The 15,977-nt window shown below is 72.7% G+C and carries 10 protein-coding genes and 1 pseudogene; 10 read left to right on the top strand and 1 reads right to left on the bottom strand.

What is annotated here, in order from left to right:
• Nucleotides 1–93 precede the first annotated feature (93 nt).
• From HYE82_RS12210 to HYE82_RS12180, 7 genes and pseudogenes are all read left to right on the top strand, one after another.
• A complete protein-coding gene (locus tag HYE82_RS12210) occupies nucleotides 94–1,356 on the top strand; it encodes a DUF4192 domain-containing protein (protein WP_179174024.1) in 1,263 nt (420 codons plus the stop codon).
• Between the two features lie 245 nt (nucleotides 1,357–1,601).
• A complete protein-coding gene (locus HYE82_RS12205) occupies nucleotides 1,602–3,569 on the top strand; it encodes a glycogen debranching N-terminal domain-containing protein (protein WP_179174023.1) in 1,968 nt (655 codons plus the stop codon).
• A 69-nt stretch (nucleotides 3,570–3,638) separates the two neighbouring features.
• Nucleotides 3,639–4,385 carry an NUDIX domain-containing protein gene (locus HYE82_RS12200; RefSeq protein ID WP_179174022.1) on the top strand — a complete coding sequence of 249 codons (747 nt, stop codon included), beginning with the start codon at nucleotides 3,639–3,641 and terminating at the stop codon, nucleotides 4,383–4,385.
• 155 nt (nucleotides 4,386–4,540) lie between these two features.
• Nucleotides 4,541–6,370, top strand: coding sequence for an ATP-binding cassette domain-containing protein (locus tag HYE82_RS12195; protein WP_179174021.1), 1,830 nt, complete (start codon nucleotides 4,541–4,543; stop codon nucleotides 6,368–6,370).
• A 137-nt stretch (nucleotides 6,371–6,507) separates the two neighbouring features.
• The gene (locus HYE82_RS12190; RefSeq protein WP_309144289.1) at nucleotides 6,508–7,449 is read left to right on the top strand and encodes an FCD domain-containing protein; all 942 of its coding nucleotides are present in this window, start codon (nucleotides 6,508–6,510) and stop codon (nucleotides 7,447–7,449) included.
• 494 nt (nucleotides 7,450–7,943) lie between these two features.
• A complete protein-coding gene (locus HYE82_RS12185; RefSeq protein ID WP_179174019.1) occupies nucleotides 7,944–9,524 on the top strand; it encodes an RNA polymerase sigma factor in 1,581 nt (526 codons plus the stop codon).
• A 149-nt stretch (nucleotides 9,525–9,673) separates the two neighbouring features.
• Nucleotides 9,674–10,489 (top strand): annotated as a pseudogene (locus HYE82_RS12180) (trypsin-like serine protease); the annotation flags it as partial.
• 339 nt (nucleotides 10,490–10,828) lie between these two features.
• On the opposite strand, the gene HYE82_RS12175 reads toward HYE82_RS12180, so the two are convergent.
• Nucleotides 10,829–11,062 (bottom strand): hypothetical protein, encoded by a 234-nt coding sequence (locus HYE82_RS12175; protein WP_114054552.1) that lies wholly within the window; start codon nucleotides 11,060–11,062, stop codon nucleotides 10,829–10,831.
• Between the two features lie 459 nt (nucleotides 11,063–11,521).
• On the opposite strand from HYE82_RS12175, the gene HYE82_RS12170 reads away from it, so the two are divergent.
• From HYE82_RS12170 to HYE82_RS12160, 3 genes are all read left to right on the top strand, one after another.
• Nucleotides 11,522–13,642, top strand: coding sequence for a type IIA DNA topoisomerase subunit B (locus tag HYE82_RS12170; protein WP_179174017.1), 2,121 nt, complete (start codon nucleotides 11,522–11,524; stop codon nucleotides 13,640–13,642).
• Nucleotides 13,643–13,858: 216 nt separating this feature from the next.
• Nucleotides 13,859–14,365 (top strand): DUF485 domain-containing protein, encoded by a 507-nt coding sequence (locus HYE82_RS12165; RefSeq protein ID WP_179174016.1) that lies wholly within the window; start codon nucleotides 13,859–13,861, stop codon nucleotides 14,363–14,365.
• A complete protein-coding gene (locus HYE82_RS12160; RefSeq protein ID WP_179174015.1) occupies nucleotides 14,362–15,954 on the top strand; it encodes a cation acetate symporter in 1,593 nt (530 codons plus the stop codon). The genes HYE82_RS12165 and HYE82_RS12160 overlap by 4 nt, the downstream gene beginning before the upstream one ends.
• Nucleotides 15,955–15,977: the final 23 nt, after the last annotated feature.

The raw sequence follows: 15,977 nt of genomic DNA, 5'->3' as shown, positions 1-15,977 counted from the left end.
CCTGTGGATGTTGAAAGCTCAATGGCTCAACGAAAGCTCAATGAGTTATCCACAGGGCTTTCGGGACCGGGCCCTGCGCGGGACCGTCGGGGCATGACGAACGAGCACGCATCGCCCACCCCGTCCGGCAGGCCCTCCATCAGCCCGTCCGGATCTCCAACCGACCCACAGATCACCCTGCGCACCCCCGCCGAGCTGGCCGACGCCCTGCCCTACCTGCTCGGGTTCCACCCCACCGACTCCCTCGTCATGGTCGCCGTGCACGGCGAGGGCGGGCGCTTCGGGGGCCGGCTCCGGCTCGGCATCCCCGCCGCGCCCGCGGAGTGGGAGGACACCGCCCGGCTCGTCGCCGAATGCCTGATCCAGGGCAGCGAGCGGCGCGCCGGCAAGCCCGACGGCATCGTCCTGTTCCTGTGCCAGGACCCGCGCGCCGGCGAGAGCGGCCAACGGGTGATGACCCGGCTGCGGTCCCTGGCCCAGCGGATCAGGCTGGCCTGCGGCGCGCTCGACGTGCCCGTCCTGGAGGCCCTGTGCATCTCCGGCGGCCGGTACTGGTCCTACTGCTGCCCCGACGAGCGCTGCTGCCCGGCCGAGGGCAGCGTCCTGGCGGCCCCCGGCACCTCGGTGGCAGCGGCCGCCGCCACCTTCGCGGGCCTGCGGATCCGCGGCTCCCTGCGGGAGATCGAGGGGCGCCTCGCACCGCTGAACGGCACGACCGCGCGGGAGATGGAGCACGCCCTCGACCAAGCCGCCGCCAGCCTCGTGCCGAGGATCCTCGACGGGGCGAGCCGGAAGGACATCGGCGCCGAGACCATCACGCTGGCCCGCACCCTCATGCAGCGGCTGACCCTCGCCCCGCCCGTCGAGGGCGGGCCCGGCGCCGACGACTGGGACGACGCTCTGCTCGGGCACGACGAGGCCGCGACCCTGATCCTCGGCCTCCAGGACCGCGAGACGCGGGACATCGCGGCCGAATGGATGGAGGACGAGGAGGCCGCCGCGGCGCTGCGCCTGTGGCGGGCCCTGGCCCGGCGCTGCGTCGGCGCCTACGGCGAGCACGCGGCCGCCCCGCTCACCCTCGCCGGCTGGGTCTCGTGGTCCACAGGGGACGAGCCGACCGCCCGCATCGCCCTGGGGCTCGCCCTGCAGGCCGACGCCGACTACCGCTTCGCCCAACTGCTCCACCAGGCCTGCAACGAGGGCATCGACCCGGAGGGGCTGCGGGCATGCCTGCGGGCCGAGCGGCGGCGCAGGGAACCCCGCCGCAAGCGCATGGCGGCCCTCAAGCGCCCGCCGGGCCGCAAGGACCGAGGAGGCCGCCGCGAGGGCCGCCGCACCACCGGGAGCGACCGATGAGCCGGGGCCTGTTCCGGGGGCGCACCAGGGCCCGTGAACGGCGGGAACGCGGACGGCGGGCCGCCGCAGGTGCCGCGGCTGCGAGGCGGGCGATCCGCCGTTGCTCCGGCCCGAGGCGGGCTGCGCCGCCGCCGGGGCCCGTGACCCGCGCGGGGGCAGGGGCGTTCCCCAGGAGGGTGACGGGGGCCCGGCCCCGCCGCCCGGCGGAACCGACCGGAGCGCAGCGCGCCCAGACAAGGCGGACCATGGCCCACTCTGTAATCCCAGCCCCCAGACCCGAGCTGCCGCCCGTGCACGGAGCCGTCATCTGCGTATCGGCGCCCTGCCTGGTCATTTCGCCCGAGCACGGTCAGCTCACCGGCCGCGGGATCGACGGGATCTACCGGTCCGGGCGGCGGCTCCTGTCCCGCTGCGTGCTCAGGGTCGCAGGCCGGGAGCCGGTCGCGGTCCAGGGGCGCAGCCTCGGCGCCGACCGGGCCTCGTTCACTGCGGCCGTCCGCACGGGCGGCGAAGCCGGCCCCGATCCCGACATCGGCGTCGAGCGGGTGCGGTACGCGGACGGCACCGAGCGGATCACCCTGCGCAGCTTCACCGCCCGCCCGGCACGCCTGCCCGTGGAGATCCTGCTCGGCACTGACCTCGCCGAGCTTGCCGCGGTGGCCGCCGGCCGGTCCGGGCCGGAACTGCCCGCGGGGGTGCATGCCGGCGGGCTGCGCTGGAGCACGGGCGAAGCGCAGGCCGTCACCGTGGCCGAACCTGGGCCGGACGACGTGCTCGCCTCCGCGGGGCTGCTGCGCTGGCAGCTCGATCTGGGGCCGGGGGAGTCCCGCACCATCGAGCTGCGGACCACGCACGCCCGTACCTCCCGGGCGCCGGCCGGGCAGGTGGCCAACCCGTTGTCCGACGCCCGGGCGGAGTGCGACGACCCGCGGGCCGAGGACTGGTTCCGGACCAGCGTAGAGGACCTCGGCGCGCTGCTCCTGCGGGACCACGAGCAGCCTGCCGACGCCTTCGCCGCCGCCGGCGTGCCGTGGCGGCTCGGGCTGGCACCCGCGGAGTCCCTGTGGGCCGCCAGGATGGCATTGCCGCTCGGGACCGGGCTCGCCGCAGCCACTCTGCGCACCCTGGCCCGGACCCAGGCGGGCGGCCGCGGCCCCGACGCAGGGAAGATCCCCGGTCCGCTGCGCAGCGCCGGCCCGCAGCTCCCGCCGGGGTGCACGGGCACCGAGGCCACGCTCGCCTTCCCGGCGGTACTGGCCGAGGCTCGGCGCTGGGGAATGCCCGAAGGGGACGTGGTCCGGCTGCTCCCGGCTGCCGAGCAGTGCCTGGACTGGCTCCGCGGCGCCCTGGGCGAGGACGGGTTCCTCGCCGACCCGGATCCCGGGCCGCGCCGCTGCGAGACCCAGGCCCACGCCCACCGGGCCGCACTGCTCGGCGCCGACCTGCTGGATGCGTGCGGGCGGCCCGGCGCGCAGGAGTGGCGCGACCGGGCGGAGGCACTGCGCGCCCGGTTCAGGGACCGGTTCTGGATCGACGGCCCCGACGGCGGGAGGCCGGCCGCCGCCCTGCACCCCGACGGGCGGCCGCTGCCCCGGCTCACCGGAGCCGCCGCCCACCTCCTCGACAGCGGCCTGCTCGGCGGCGGTCTGCCGGCTCCCGGCCTGCTGGACGGAGTCCGGACCGAACAGCTCGTCCGGCTCCTCGCGGCTCCGGCCATGGATTCCGGCTGGGGGCTGCGGAGCATGGCCTCCCGGGAGCCGGGGCACAACCCCTTCGGTCACCGTTCGGGCGCGGTGCGGGCGTACGAGAGTGCCATTGCGGTCGCGGGCCTGGCCCAGGCCGGCTTCGCGAAGGAGGCCGCCGCATTGCTGCGGGGCCTGCTGGACGCCGCCGAGAGCTTCGGGTTCCGGCTGCCGGAGATGTACGCCGCCGAGCAGCGCACCGCGGGCAGTGCGCCGCTCCCGCACCCTGCGGCCTGCCGTCCGGCCGCGGTGTCCGCGGCCGCCGGGGTCCATGTGCTGGCCGCGCTCGCCGGCATCCGCCCCGACGCCCCGGCGGGCACGGTCGCCCTCGTCCCGCTGGCCGGCGCCCCGCTCGGCGCGCTGCGGCTCTCCGGTCTGCGGGTGGCGGGCGAGCCGTTCGCCCTGCGGATCAGCCGGCTCGGTCTCGGCATGGTGGAGGAGGCCGCGGATGCGCTTCAACTGGGCGGGTAGGGTGCCCGTCGTCGTCTTCGGGATCACGAAAGCTCTGTTTATCGTCAGGAAGACGACTATGATCGCGGCATGTCTCCCTACGACCCGTCGGCCTATCCGCCGTTCGCCGTCACCGTCGACCTGGTCGTGCTCACCGTACGGCGCCACGCCCTCTGCGCGCTCGTCGTCCGGCGCGGTGAGCAGCCGTTCCAGGGGCGGTGGGCCCTGCCCGGCGGCTTCGTGCGCGGGGACGAGGACCTGGCGGCGGCCGCGGCCCGGGAGCTCTCCGAGGAAACGGGGCTGTGCGCACACGACCCCGCCGAGCCGGGCGCGGGCAACGGCGCCCACCTGGAGCAGCTCGCCACGTACGGGGACCCGAAGCGGGATCCGCGGATGCGCGTGGTCAGCGTGGCGCACCTCGTCCTCGCTCCGGACCTGCCTGCGCCCCGCGCCGGCGGAGATGCCAACAGCGCGCGCTGGGCCCCCGTCGACGAGCTCCTGGCGGCCGGGGAGGAAGCGCCGTCCGGACTCGCCTTCGACCACGCCCGGATCCTCGCCGACGGTGTGGAACGGGCCCGTTCGAAGATCGAGTACTCCTCCCTGGCCACTGCCTTCTGCCCGCCCGAGTTCACCGTCGGCGAGCTGCGCCGGGTCTACGAGGCGGTGTGGGGCGTGGCACTCGACCCCCGCAACTTCCACCGCAAGGTCACCGGGACCCCCGGGTTCCTCGTGCCGGCCGGGGGGACGACGACCCGTCAGGGCGGCCGGCCCGCCCAGCTGTTCCGGGCCGGCGGTGCCACCCTGCTCAATCCGCCGATGCTGCGGCCGGAAGCCTGAGTTCTGGCCGCGGGCTCCGCAAGCTCCGGCGCCGATACGGGGACCGACACGGGGGCATGCGCAGCTGAAATGCCGCGAAAATCGGACATGTCGCGTTATCTTGCATGGGGAATTGACCCTGCCGCAGAGCGGTCTCACCCCCCGCGAGGGAAGCGATGCTCCAGGCCATCGGACTCACCAGCACTCCCCGTCGAGACCTTCCACCCCTCGTGGACGACCTCACCTTCGAGGCCCCCCAGGGTGCCGTCACCGCCCTCCTCGGCGAGCCGGGTTCGGGCAAGACCACCGCCCTGCGGCTCATGCTGGAACTCGAACCGGGCCGCGGTGTGGCCTACTTCCGCGGGCGCCCGCTGCACCGGATCCCGCAGCCCGGCCGTGAGGTCGGCGTGCTGCTCGGCGACGTCCCCGGCAACCCCGCGCGGACGGTCCGAGGCCAGCTCCGCATGCTCTGCGCCGCGGCCGGGGTGCCCGCCTCACGGGCCGACGCCGTCCTGGAGGTCGTCGGCGTCGCGGGCCTGCGCGACCAGCGACTCGGCTCGCTCTCGCTCGGCATGGAGCGCCGGGTGGCCCTGGCCGCCGCCCTGCTGGCCGACCCGTGCACCCTGCTCCTCGACGAGCCCGCCGCGGGACTCTCGCCCCGCGACCGCGACTGGCTCCACGGCCTGCTGCGCGGCCATGCCGCCCTCGGCGGCGCGGTCCTGTTCACCACCGACGACGCGAAGGAGGCCGCACGCTGCGCGGACCGGGTCGTCAGCATCGCCGCCGGGCGGCTCGTCGCCGACCAGGACGCCGCGGCTTTCGCGCGCACCCGGCTGCGGCCCCGGGTTGCCGTGCGCACCCCGCACGCCGCCCGGCTGGCCGACGTACTGGGCCGGGAGGCCCGGGCCGCACAGCGCCCGGTGGAGATCGTCGAGGAGAGCGGCAACCACCTGTCCGTGTACGGGACGAACTGCGCCGAGGTCGGCGAGGCGGCCTTCCGCCACGGCGTCCTCGTCCACCAGCTCGCCGACGAAACCGGCGACGCCCGGACGGCCGTCACGCCGGAGGAAGCCCCGGTCCCGCAGGCGCGCGCCGCGTCCTCCGGCGCCGAAGCCTCCGCCGAAGCGGCCGGAACGGCTGCCCACTCCTGCTCACAGGCTTCGGGCCCGGCCCCGGCCGGGGTCGAGCGCCGGCGGCCCGCCGCCCGGCCGCCCGCCTCGCCCGTGCGCAGGGTGGGCGGCCCACTGCGGCCGCTGCGCTACGAACTGCTGCGCGTCTTCGGAACCGCCACGCCCGCTCTCACCGCCGCCCTCGTCGTCGCCGTCTCCGTCGTCACCGCCCTGGCGCTGGCGCGCTCCGGCGGGGCCTCGCAGAGCCGTGTGCTGGCCGCCTGGCCGGAGCTGTTGCCCCTGCCGCCCGCGGCGCTCGGAGCCGGCCTGCTCGGCGCCCTGGCCTTCGGAGAGGAATACCGCTACCCCGCGCTCGCCGCCCATCGCGGCACCGTCCCTCGCCGTATGGGCCTGCTCGCCGCCAAGCTCGCCGTCTGCGCCGCCCTCGCCCTGCTGCTCGGCGCGCTCGCCGCCGCCGCCGACGCCGCGGCCCTGCACCTCGTCTTCGGCAGCGGACCGCTGCGCAATCCCGACCGGTGGATCTCCCCGGTCGTGAGCTGGGCCGGCCTGCTCGTCGGCTGCGCCTGGGCCGGCGTGCTGGCCTCCGGCGTCTTCCGGTCGGCGACCGCGGGCCTGGCCGCGGTGCTCGCCGTACCGGTCGGGGTGGTGCCGCTCGTGCGGCAGGTGCTGGAGGGCCCGTCTGCGCATCCGGTGGCCGGGGCCGCGGCCCGGCTGCGCGGACTGGCCTGGGCGCAGTGGCCCCCGGAGGCGGACCGGCTGCTCCTCGGGATCCTGCGGGTGATGGCCCAACCCGTGGGCACCGCACTGCTGTTGTCGCTGATGGTCCTGTTGTGCGCCTATGGGTTCACAGGGCTGCGCAGTCGCGTCCGCTGGTGATCGATGCGGTCCCGTTCGCGGCCGCCGAGTGACCGGATGCGCTCGCATCGGGTGAACCGGACCGCAACTCCCCATGAAAAGCCCGGTTACTTACGATAAGTCGTCAATTGCGCAGGTGACGCCTATCACCCTTTCGTGTGCTTTTCACCAAAGACCTCAAGGCCCATGAAGGCACGGCCGACAAAGGATTCGTGAGTACCCTTGCGCACACCATGATGACCGCCGCCCGCCATGCCGATTCCGGCCTCGCCGGCCCGGGCGAACTGGACCGCTATCCCTACACGGAGTCCTCCGGGACGGACCGCGTCGGAACACCCCACTGGGACGGCGCCGACGTCGAGTTGAGCCGGGTCGGCCGCCGCGCGGCGGGCAGCCGCGGCCGCGGGCTGCACGGCCAACTCGTCCAGCAGCTCGGCCAGATGATCGTCTCCGGCGACCTCGGTGCGGACCGCCCGCTGGTCCCCGAGGAGATCGGCCAGCGCTTCGAGGTCTCCCGCACGGTGGTCCGCGAATCGCTGCGCGTGCTGGAGGCCAAGGGCCTCGTCAGTGCGCGCCCCAACGTCGGCACCCGGGTCCGCCCCGTCGCCGACTGGAACCTCCTCGACCCCGACATCATCGAGTGGCGCGCCTTCGGCCCCCAGCGCGAGGACCAGCGCCGCGAGCTCAACGAGCTCCGCTGGACCATCGAGCCCCTCGCCGCCCGCCTCGCTGCGGGCCACGGCCGCGCCGACGTCCAGCAGCGCCTCGCCGACATGGTCGAGATCATGGGGCACGCCCTCGCGCAGGGTGACGCGATCACCTTCGCGCGCGCCGACAACGAGTTCCACGCCCTCCTCATCCAGGTCGCGGGCAACCGCATGCTGGAGCACCTCTCCGGCATCGTCTCCGCCGCGCTCCAGGTCTCCGGCAGCCCCACGACCACCTGCGACCGCCCCAGCGAGACCTGCGTCGCACACCACGCGCGGATCGTCGAGGCCCTCGCCGCGGGGGACGCGGCCGGCGCGGAGAGCGCGATGCGCCAGCTGCTGACGGTGCACCCCGAGGTCGAGCGCGTGGTACCCGCCCCGCGCGAGCACTGACGGAGCCGCCCGGACGGAAGGCACGGAGGTACTCGCACATGTCGCATGTCGCCGGACCCGGCCGGGTCCGGCGACACCGGCGTACGCGGTCCTGCCCCCCCCCGGACTTCAGCGCCTCCGGACTTCAGCGCCTCCGGACTCCTGCGGCGCGCGGCTGTCGCCCACCCGGTCCTTTCCGGCCGTTTTGTGACCGTTTTGCGACCCTGTGCCGGCTGCTCGCAGTTCCCGTCTGACCTGCGGCTACGTCCCTCCACGCGGCTCATTCGGCCCCGGGTTGTGACTTGGGCCACGAAGATTGGGGCGTAACGCTCTGCGAAGTCAAGCGATGACCTAGAGAGGTGATGGCCGACGGAGGGAAGACAGCAGCCCTTGCGGGTGCTGTGCAGCTCCCCGGCCCCTGCCCGCGCCCCCGGCCCATCCCCAGTCGGTGGTCGTCGGCTCCGGTCCAGCACCACCCGGCCGGGGTCGGAAGCCGTTCCCATCGTTCCGAGAGGTTGTTCGTGTCGGCCAGCACATCCCGTACGCTCCCGCCGGAAATCGCCGATTCCGAGTCTGTGATGGCGCTCATCGAGCGGGGCAAGGCCGAGGGGCAGATCGCCGGCGATGACGTGCGTCGGGCCTTCGAGGCTGACCAGATTCCTGCGACCCAGTGGAAGAATGTTCTGCGCAGCCTCAACCAGATCCTCGAGGAAGAGGGTGTGACGCTGATGGTCAGTGCCGCGGAGTCGCCCAAGCGCACCACCCGCAAGAGCGTCGCAGCGAAGACCCCGGCCAAGCGGACGGCCACGAAGACCGCCGCGGCGAAGACGACGGCTGCGCGGACCGCCGCCGCGGCACCGGCGGCCGAAACGGCGGACCCGGAGCCGGCGGACGCGCTGGCGCAGGAGCCCGCAGCCGAGCCCGCCGCGAAGAAGACGGCGGCCAAGAAGGCGGTGGCGAAGAAGACGGCGGCCAAGAAGGCCGCTCCCGCCGCCAAGAAGACGGCGGCGAAGAAGGCGGCGGCGAAGAAGGACACCGACGAGATCGCCGAGGAAGACCTCCTCGAACAGGGTCCCGGCGAGGTCAAGGGAGAGGTCGAAGAGGAGGAGGACGGCGGCGAGAACAAGGGCTTCGTCATCTCCGACGACGAGGACGACGCCCCGGCCCAGCAGGTCGCCGTGGCCGGCGCCACCGCCGACCCGGTCAAGGACTACCTCAAGCAGATCGGCAAGGTCCCGCTCCTCAACGCCGAGCAGGAGGTCGAACTCGCCAAGCGGATCGAGGCCGGCCTGTTCGCCGAGGACAAGCTGGCCGGCTCGGACAAGCTGGCACCCAAGCTCAAGCGCGAGCTGGAGATCATCGCCGAGGACGGCCGCCGGGCCAAGAACCACCTGCTGGAGGCCAACCTCCGCCTCGTGGTGTCCCTCGCCAAGCGCTACACCGGCCGCGGCATGCTCTTCCTGGACCTGATCCAGGAGGGCAACCTGGGCCTGATCCGTGCGGTGGAGAAGTTCGACTACACCAAGGGCTACAAGTTCTCCACCTACGCGACCTGGTGGATCCGGCAGGCGATCACCCGCGCCATGGCCGACCAGGCCCGCACCATCCGCATCCCCGTCCACATGGTCGAGGTGATCAACAAGCTCGCCCGCGTGCAGCGGCAGATGCTCCAGGACCTGGGCCGCGAGCCCACCCCGGAGGAGCTGGCCAAGGAACTCGACATGACCCCCGAGAAGGTCATCGAGGTCCAGAAGTACGGCCGCGAGCCGATCTCCCTGCACACCCCGCTCGGCGAGGACGGCGACAGCGAGTTCGGCGACCTCATCGAGGACTCCGAGGCGGTCGTCCCGGCCGACGCGGTCAGCTTCACACTCCTGCAGGAGCAGCTGCACTCGGTGCTCGACACCCTCAGCGAGCGCGAGGCCGGCGTCGTCTCCATGCGCTTCGGCCTCACCGACGGCCAGCCCAAGACCCTCGACGAGATCGGCAAGGTCTACGGCGTCACGCGCGAGCGCATCCGCCAGATCGAGTCGAAGACGATGTCGAAGCTGCGCCACCCGTCCCGCTCCCAGGTACTGCGCGACTACCTGGACTGACGGACCTTACGTCCGCCTGCCCGGCCCGGCCCGGCCCGGCCCTGCCCGGCCCTGCCCGGCCCGGGCAGGCGGGGCCGCGCGCGGGTGCGCACGGCCACCGGGCATCCCACTCTGGGTGGAGTCGTCCACACTCAGAGTCAGGAGGCCCGATGCGTCGAACCTTTTCCCGTGCTCTGGCGGGTGCGCTGGCCCTGGCGGCGGGGGCGGCCGCGGCGCCGCTGGCCCGCGCCCCCCAGGCAGCCGCGGACGGTGTGGTGATCGGCGGCAGACCGGTGAAGGTGGCCGACAGTCCCTGGGTGGTGGCCCTGGCCAGCCGTGACCGGTTCGGAGGTATCCGGGCCGGTCAGTTCTGCGGCGGCGTTCTCGTGAGCCCGACCCGGGTGGCCACCGCGGCCCACTGTCTGAGCCGCGAGGTGCTGGGCAGTACGGTCGACGGCGTCCCCGACCTCCGGGTGATCACCGGACGTACGGAGCTGAGGGCGGCCGAGGGCAGGGAGATCGCGGTGCGCGCCGTCCGGGTGAACCCTGACTACGACCCGCACAGCAACGCCGGGGACCTGGCCGTACTGGAACTCCACGAAGCCGTACCCGCACGCTCCGTGCTCCCACCGGCCGGGGAGGGGCATCCCGGCTACGCCGAGGGCAGTGAGGCCGTCGTCTACGGGTGGGGCGACACGAGCGGATTCGGCGACTACGCGTACGGGCTGCGGTCCGCGCGAGTGACGGTGCTGGCGGACGAGGAGTGCCTGCGCGCCTACCCCGGGGACGCGGACGGCCAGTACCGGCCGCAATCCATGATCTGCGCGGGCCACCGCAGCGGAGGCAGGGACGCCTGCCAGGGCGACAGCGGCGGTCCGCTCGTCGCGCAGGGGCGGCTCATCGGCGTGGTGTCCTGGGGGCGAGGCTGTGGCCGGGCGGACAGCCCGGGCGTCTACACGCGTATCGCAGCGTTCGCCGACTTCGTGAGGGGCCCGGAGGCGGCCCGGCGGCGTGCGGTCGACCAAGACGGCGCATGGGGGAGCGCAAGGCGCCACGCACCGGCTGCAAGCGCTCTTACGGGGCATCCGGCGGGGACGCCGGGGGCGGCCCGCCGTGCCGCTGTGGCCGCAGAGGCCCCGGCGGGAGCGCCCGTGACTCTCCCGGCAGCTGTTTTCGGTCACGCGCGCCACAGGCGCCGCCGGGCGTCCGGCGGCGCACCGGAAGGGCCGCAGACGTGAGGATGGGTGGCACTTCTGGATCTCAGAAGTGCCACCCATCGACCGGCGTGGCCGGCCCTGGCTCGTCGGATGTGAGGTACAGGCTGGTCAGCGGTCCTCGGTGTCGGCGTGCGCCGCCGGGGCGGACGTCAGCCGCTCGGTCTCATCCTGTATTTCCGCGGCGATCTTCTTGAGTTCCGGCTCGAACTTACGTCCGTGGTGGGCGCAGAAGAGCAGTTCACCACCGCTCAGCAGGACGACGCGCAGATATGCCTGGGCGCCGCAACGGTCGCATCGGTCAGCGGCCGTCAGCGGGGTCGCGGGTGTCAGAACAGTAGTCACGTCGCCTCTTCTCTCAGCTCGACGAGCTGTCGTACCAGGGTCAACATCCAACCAGGCCGAAAACGTTCCCGCTCGCGGCTTTTCCTCGAAACTTCCTTCCGAAGCTGGCCGGCTGCTGCCGGTTGGCGGCGAAGGAGCCGTATTGCGTTGCTTTACGGTTTCGCGTTGTCAGTCGTTCGCTTGTCGCAGTTCGTCTGTCGCAGTTCGTCCTCCCCGGCGCGAGTGCCGGTTGTTCATGAGGACGTGCCCGAACCCTAAATGGTTCATGCCTGGATGTGAACGTGATGTTTGCTTCACCCCCTTGGGGGATCGAACACCCGTGCGGATCTGCACTACGCTGATCCTTGGCGAGGGTGGCGTTGCATCGGCTCTACCAGGCCTCGGTACCCTTCGACGGGCAACCGAGCCACCCTGCGCCCCGACGGGGCCAGAAGAGAAATTCAGCGAGGAGCGAACTGCGTGACCGCCGACACGTCCGTGCCTTCCAGCGCGCTGCTGTCCGGAGCAGACCGGGACGGCTCCAACTACACCGCGCGGCACCTGCTCGTCCTCGAAGGCCTCGAAGCCGTCCGCAAGCGCCCCGGCATGTACATCGGGTCCACCGACAGCCGCGGTCTCATGCACTGCCTGTGGGAGATCATCGACAACGCCGTCGACGAAGCCCTGGGCGGCTACTGCGACCACATCGAGGTGATCCTCCACGACGACGCCTCCGTCGAGGTCCGTGACAACGGCCGCGGCATCCCCGTCGACGTCGAGCCCAAGACCGGGCTGTCCGGCGTCGAGGTCGTCATGACCAAGCTGCACGCCGGCGGCAAGTTCGGCGGCGGCTCGTACGCGGCCTCCGGCGGTCTGCACGGCGTCGGCGCCTCCGTGGTCAACGCGCTCTCCTCCCGTCTCGACGTCGAGGTCGACCGCGGCAGCTCCACGCACGCGATCAGCTTCCGCCGCGGCGTTCCCGGGGTCTTCGCCGCGCAGGGGCCGGACAGTCCGTTCGACCCGGCCAACGGCCTGCGCAAGATCAAGCGCATCGCCAAGGGCAAGACCGGCACCCGGGTCCGCTACTGGGCCGACCGGCAGATCTTCCTGAAGGACGCCCGGCTCTCCCTGGACACGCTCCACCAGCGCGCCCGCCAGACCGCCTTCCTCGTACCCGGCCTGACCATCGTCGTCCGCGACGAGCGCGGCATCGACGGCGCCGGCAAGACCGAGGAGGTCTTCCGCTTCGACGGCGGCATCAGCGAGTTCTGCGACTACCTCGCCCAGGACAAGGCCGTCTGCGACGTGCTCCGCCTGACCGGCCAGGGCACCTTCAAGGAGACCGTCCCCGTCCTCGACGAGCGCGGCCACATGACCCCCACCGAGGTCACCCGCGAGCTGGGCGTGGACATCGCTCTGCGCTGGGGCACCGGCTACGAGACCAGCGTCAAGTCCTTCGTCAACATCATCGCCACCCCCAAGGGCGGCACGCACGTCACCGGCTTCGAGCGCTCGGTCACCAAGACCGTGAACGAGGTGCTGCGGTCGGCGAAGCTGCTGCGCGTCGCCGAGGACGACGTCGTCAAGGACGACGCCATGGAGGGCCTGACCGCGGTGGTCACCGTCCGGCTGGCCGAGCCGCAGTTCGAGGGCCAGACCAAGGAGGTGCTCGGCACCTCGGCGGCCACCAGGATCGTCGCCGCCGTCGTCGCCAAGGAGCTCAAGGCCTTCCTGACCTCCACCAAGCGCGACGACAAGCAGCAGGCGCGCGCCGTGATGGAGAAGATCGTCGCGGCGGCCCGGACCCGTATCGCGGCCCGCCAGCACAAGGAGGCACAGCGGCGGAAGACGGCGCTGGAGACGTCCTCTCTGCCCGCCAAGCTGGCCGACTGCCGCAGCGACGACGTCGAGCGCAGCGAGCTTTTCATCGTCGAGGGCGACTCCGCCCTCGGCACTGCGAAGCTGGCTCGCAATTCCGAATTCCAGGCGCTGCTGCCGATCCGCGGCAAGATTCTGAACGTCCAGAAGTCTTCGGTCTCGGACATGCTGAAGAACGCGGAGTGCGGCGCGATCATCCAGGTCATAGGGGCCGGCTCGGGCCGGACCTTCGACATCGACGCCGCGCGGTACGGGAAGATCGTCCTGCTCGTCGACGCCGATGTGGACGGCGCGCACATCCGCTGCCTGCTGCTGACGCTCTTCCAGCGGTACATGCGGCCGATGGTCGAGGCGGGCCGGGTCTTCGCGGCCGTTCCGCCGCTGCACCGGATCGAACTCGTCCAGCCCAAGAAGGGCCAGGACAAGTACGTCTACACGTATTCCGACAACGAACTGCGCCAGACGCTGCTCGAATTCCAGCGGAAGAACATCCGCTACAAGGAATCGATCCAGCGCTACAAGGGTCTGGGCGAGATGGACGCCGACCAGCTGGCCGAGACCACCATGGACCCCCGCCACCGCACCCTGCGCCGCATCAACATCGGTGATCTGGAGGCGGCCGAGCAGGTCTTCGACCTGCTGATGGGCAACGAGGTCGCCCCGCGCAAGGAGTTCATCACCAGCTCCGCCGCGACCCTGGACCGCTCGCGCATCGACGCCTGACCGCTCTGCGTCCTGCTGTTCTGCGTCCGGCTGTCAGGGGCGGCGGTCGGCACCGAACCGGGTGCCGGCCGCCCGCCCCGTCCGGCTTCCGCAGCCCCGGAATTCCCGGTTCGTCACCTGTTGGAGTGAAGAGCACCGGTACACCAGTCCGGAAACCGCCCATTCCGCTCATCCTTGTGCCACGCCGCCAATGCGGCAGCGGACAAGGAGAGTTCGGTGGACAAGCACAAAGGTCCCGACGCCGGAACGATCCGGCTCGACGACCCCTGGTACGACGCGCTCGCCGTCGGCTGGGGCGAGGGCGAAGGCGGATACGACGGCACACCGCCGCGGCGGCCCGCCGGCGAGGGCGGGCCCGCGCCCGAGGCGTCCGACAGCGTCTACCTGGAAGTGCAGCGCAGTGCTGCCTTCCAGGAGGTCCGCAGCCGCTACCGGGGCTTCGTCGTCCCCGCGACCGCCGGATTCCTCCTCTGGTACGTCGCCTACGTGGTCGCGGCGACGGCAGCGCCCGGCCTCATGGCCCGGCCCGTCGTCGGCGCGGTCAACGTGGCCCTGCTGGCCGGTCTCGGGCAGTTCCTCAGCACCTTCCTGCTGACCTGGGCGTACGCCCGGCACGCGCGCCGGCGTAGGGACCGGGCCGCGCTGGACCTGCGCTGGACGGTCTTCGAACAGAACCGCGGCCAGGCGCGCGCCCGCAACGGCAGCCGGGAGGGCGGCCGGTGACCACCGAGCACCAGACCCTCGCGCTGATGCTGTTCAGCCTCTTCATCGCGGTCACCCTGGGCATCACCACATGGGTCAGCCGCAACCGGCGAGGCTCGGCCGAGGAGTTCTACGCGGGCGGGCGGTTGTTCTCCCCGATGGAGAACGGTTTCGCCATCGCCGGCGACTACATGTCCGCCGCGTCCTTCCTCGGCATCTCCGGCCTCATCGCACTGTTCGGCTACGACGGCCTGCTGTACTCCGTGGGCTTCCTCGTCGCCTGGCTCGTCGTCCTGTTCCTCGTCGCCGAACTGGTCCGCAACTGCGGGCGCTTCACCCTCGCCGACGTCGTCGCCGCGCGCATGCGCGAGCGGCCCGTCCGGATCGCCGCCGGCACTTCCTCGGTCACCGTCTCGGTGCTCTACCTCGTCGCGCAGATGGTCGGTGCGGGCAGCCTCGTGGGGCTGCTGCTCGGGGACTCGGGCACCACCACCCGGACGGTCACCGTCATCGCGGTCGGGGCGCTCATGGTGGTCTACGTCTCCTTCGGCGGGATGCGGGCCACCACCTGGATCCAGATCGTGAAGGCCGTGCTGCTGATGGGCGGGGCCGTCACCCTCACCGCGCTGGTCCTGATCCGCTTCCACGGGAACGTCGACCTGCTGCTGACGAGTGCCGCCGAACGCAGCGGGCACGGGCTGCGCTTCCTCGGCCCCGGGCTCAAGTACGGCGGCGACTGGACCGCCCGCTTCGACTTCATGAGCCTCGGCCTGGCACTGGTCCTCGGCACGGCCGGGCTCCCGCACATCCTGTCGCGCTTCTACACGGTGCCGACCGCGCGGGCGGCCCGCCGCTCGGTGGTGTGGGCGATCGCCCTGATCGGCGGCTTCTACCTGATGACCATCGTGCTCGGCTTCGGGGCGGCCGCGCTGGTGGGACCGGACGAGGTGCGGGCCTCCAACGCCTCCGGGAACACGGCGGTGCCGCTGCTCGCGGCGTACCTGGGCGGCGGGGCCGACTCGACCGGGGGCGCGGTGCTGTTCGCGCTCGTGGCGGCGATCGCCTTCGCGACCATTCTGGCCGTCGTCGCCGGGATCACGCTCGCCTCCTCGGCCTCGGTCGCCCACGACCTGTACGCCTCGCTCAAGCGCCGCCACGCGCGACAGCGCAGCGAGGTCGCTGTGGCCAAGGCCGCGGCCGTCGGGATCGGGGCCGTGGCGATCGCCCTCGGACTGCTAGCCCAGGACCTGAACGTGGCGTTCCTGGTCGGGCTCGCCTTCGCGGTGGCGGCCTCGGCGAACCTGCCCGTGCTGCTGTACTCGCTGTTCTGGCGCGGCTTCACCACGCGCGGCGCCGTCTGGTCGGTGTACGGGGGACTGGTCCCGGCAGTGCTGCTGGTGATCCTCTCGCCGGTGGTGTCCGGTAGCCCGGACTCCCTCTTCCCCGGGGTGGACTTCCAGCTCTTCCCGCTGCAGAACCCGGGCCTGGTCTCGATTCCGCTGGGCTTCCTCGCCGGCTGGGCGGGCACGGTCACCTCCGCCGAGGAGGCCGACGCGGCCCGGCACGCGGAGACGGAGGTCCGCGCCCTGACCGGAGCCGGGGCCGTGTGAGCACCTCGGGGGGAGGGCGGTGG

This window comes from Streptomyces sp. BR123 (assembly GCF_013401435.1).
Taxonomy (GTDB): domain Bacteria; phylum Actinomycetota; class Actinomycetes; order Streptomycetales; family Streptomycetaceae; genus Streptomyces.
Note: the sequence above shows the minus strand (reverse complement) of the source record. Positions and strands in the feature narration are given on the sequence as shown.

What these genes read in the sequence shown, in the direction of transcription:
- HYE82_RS12205 (WP_179174023.1), top strand. Translation starts at nt 1,602, where the DNA reads ATGGCCCACTCTGTAATCCCAGCCCCCAGACCCGAGCTGCCGCCCGTG.
- HYE82_RS12195 (WP_179174021.1), top strand. Translation starts at nt 4,541, where the DNA reads ATGCTCCAGGCCATCGGACTCACCAGCACTCCCCGTCGAGACCTTCCA.
- HYE82_RS12210 (WP_179174024.1), top strand. Translation starts at nt 94, where the DNA reads ATGACGAACGAGCACGCATCGCCCACCCCGTCCGGCAGGCCCTCCATC.
- HYE82_RS12200 (WP_179174022.1), top strand. Translation starts at nt 3,639, where the DNA reads ATGTCTCCCTACGACCCGTCGGCCTATCCGCCGTTCGCCGTCACCGTC.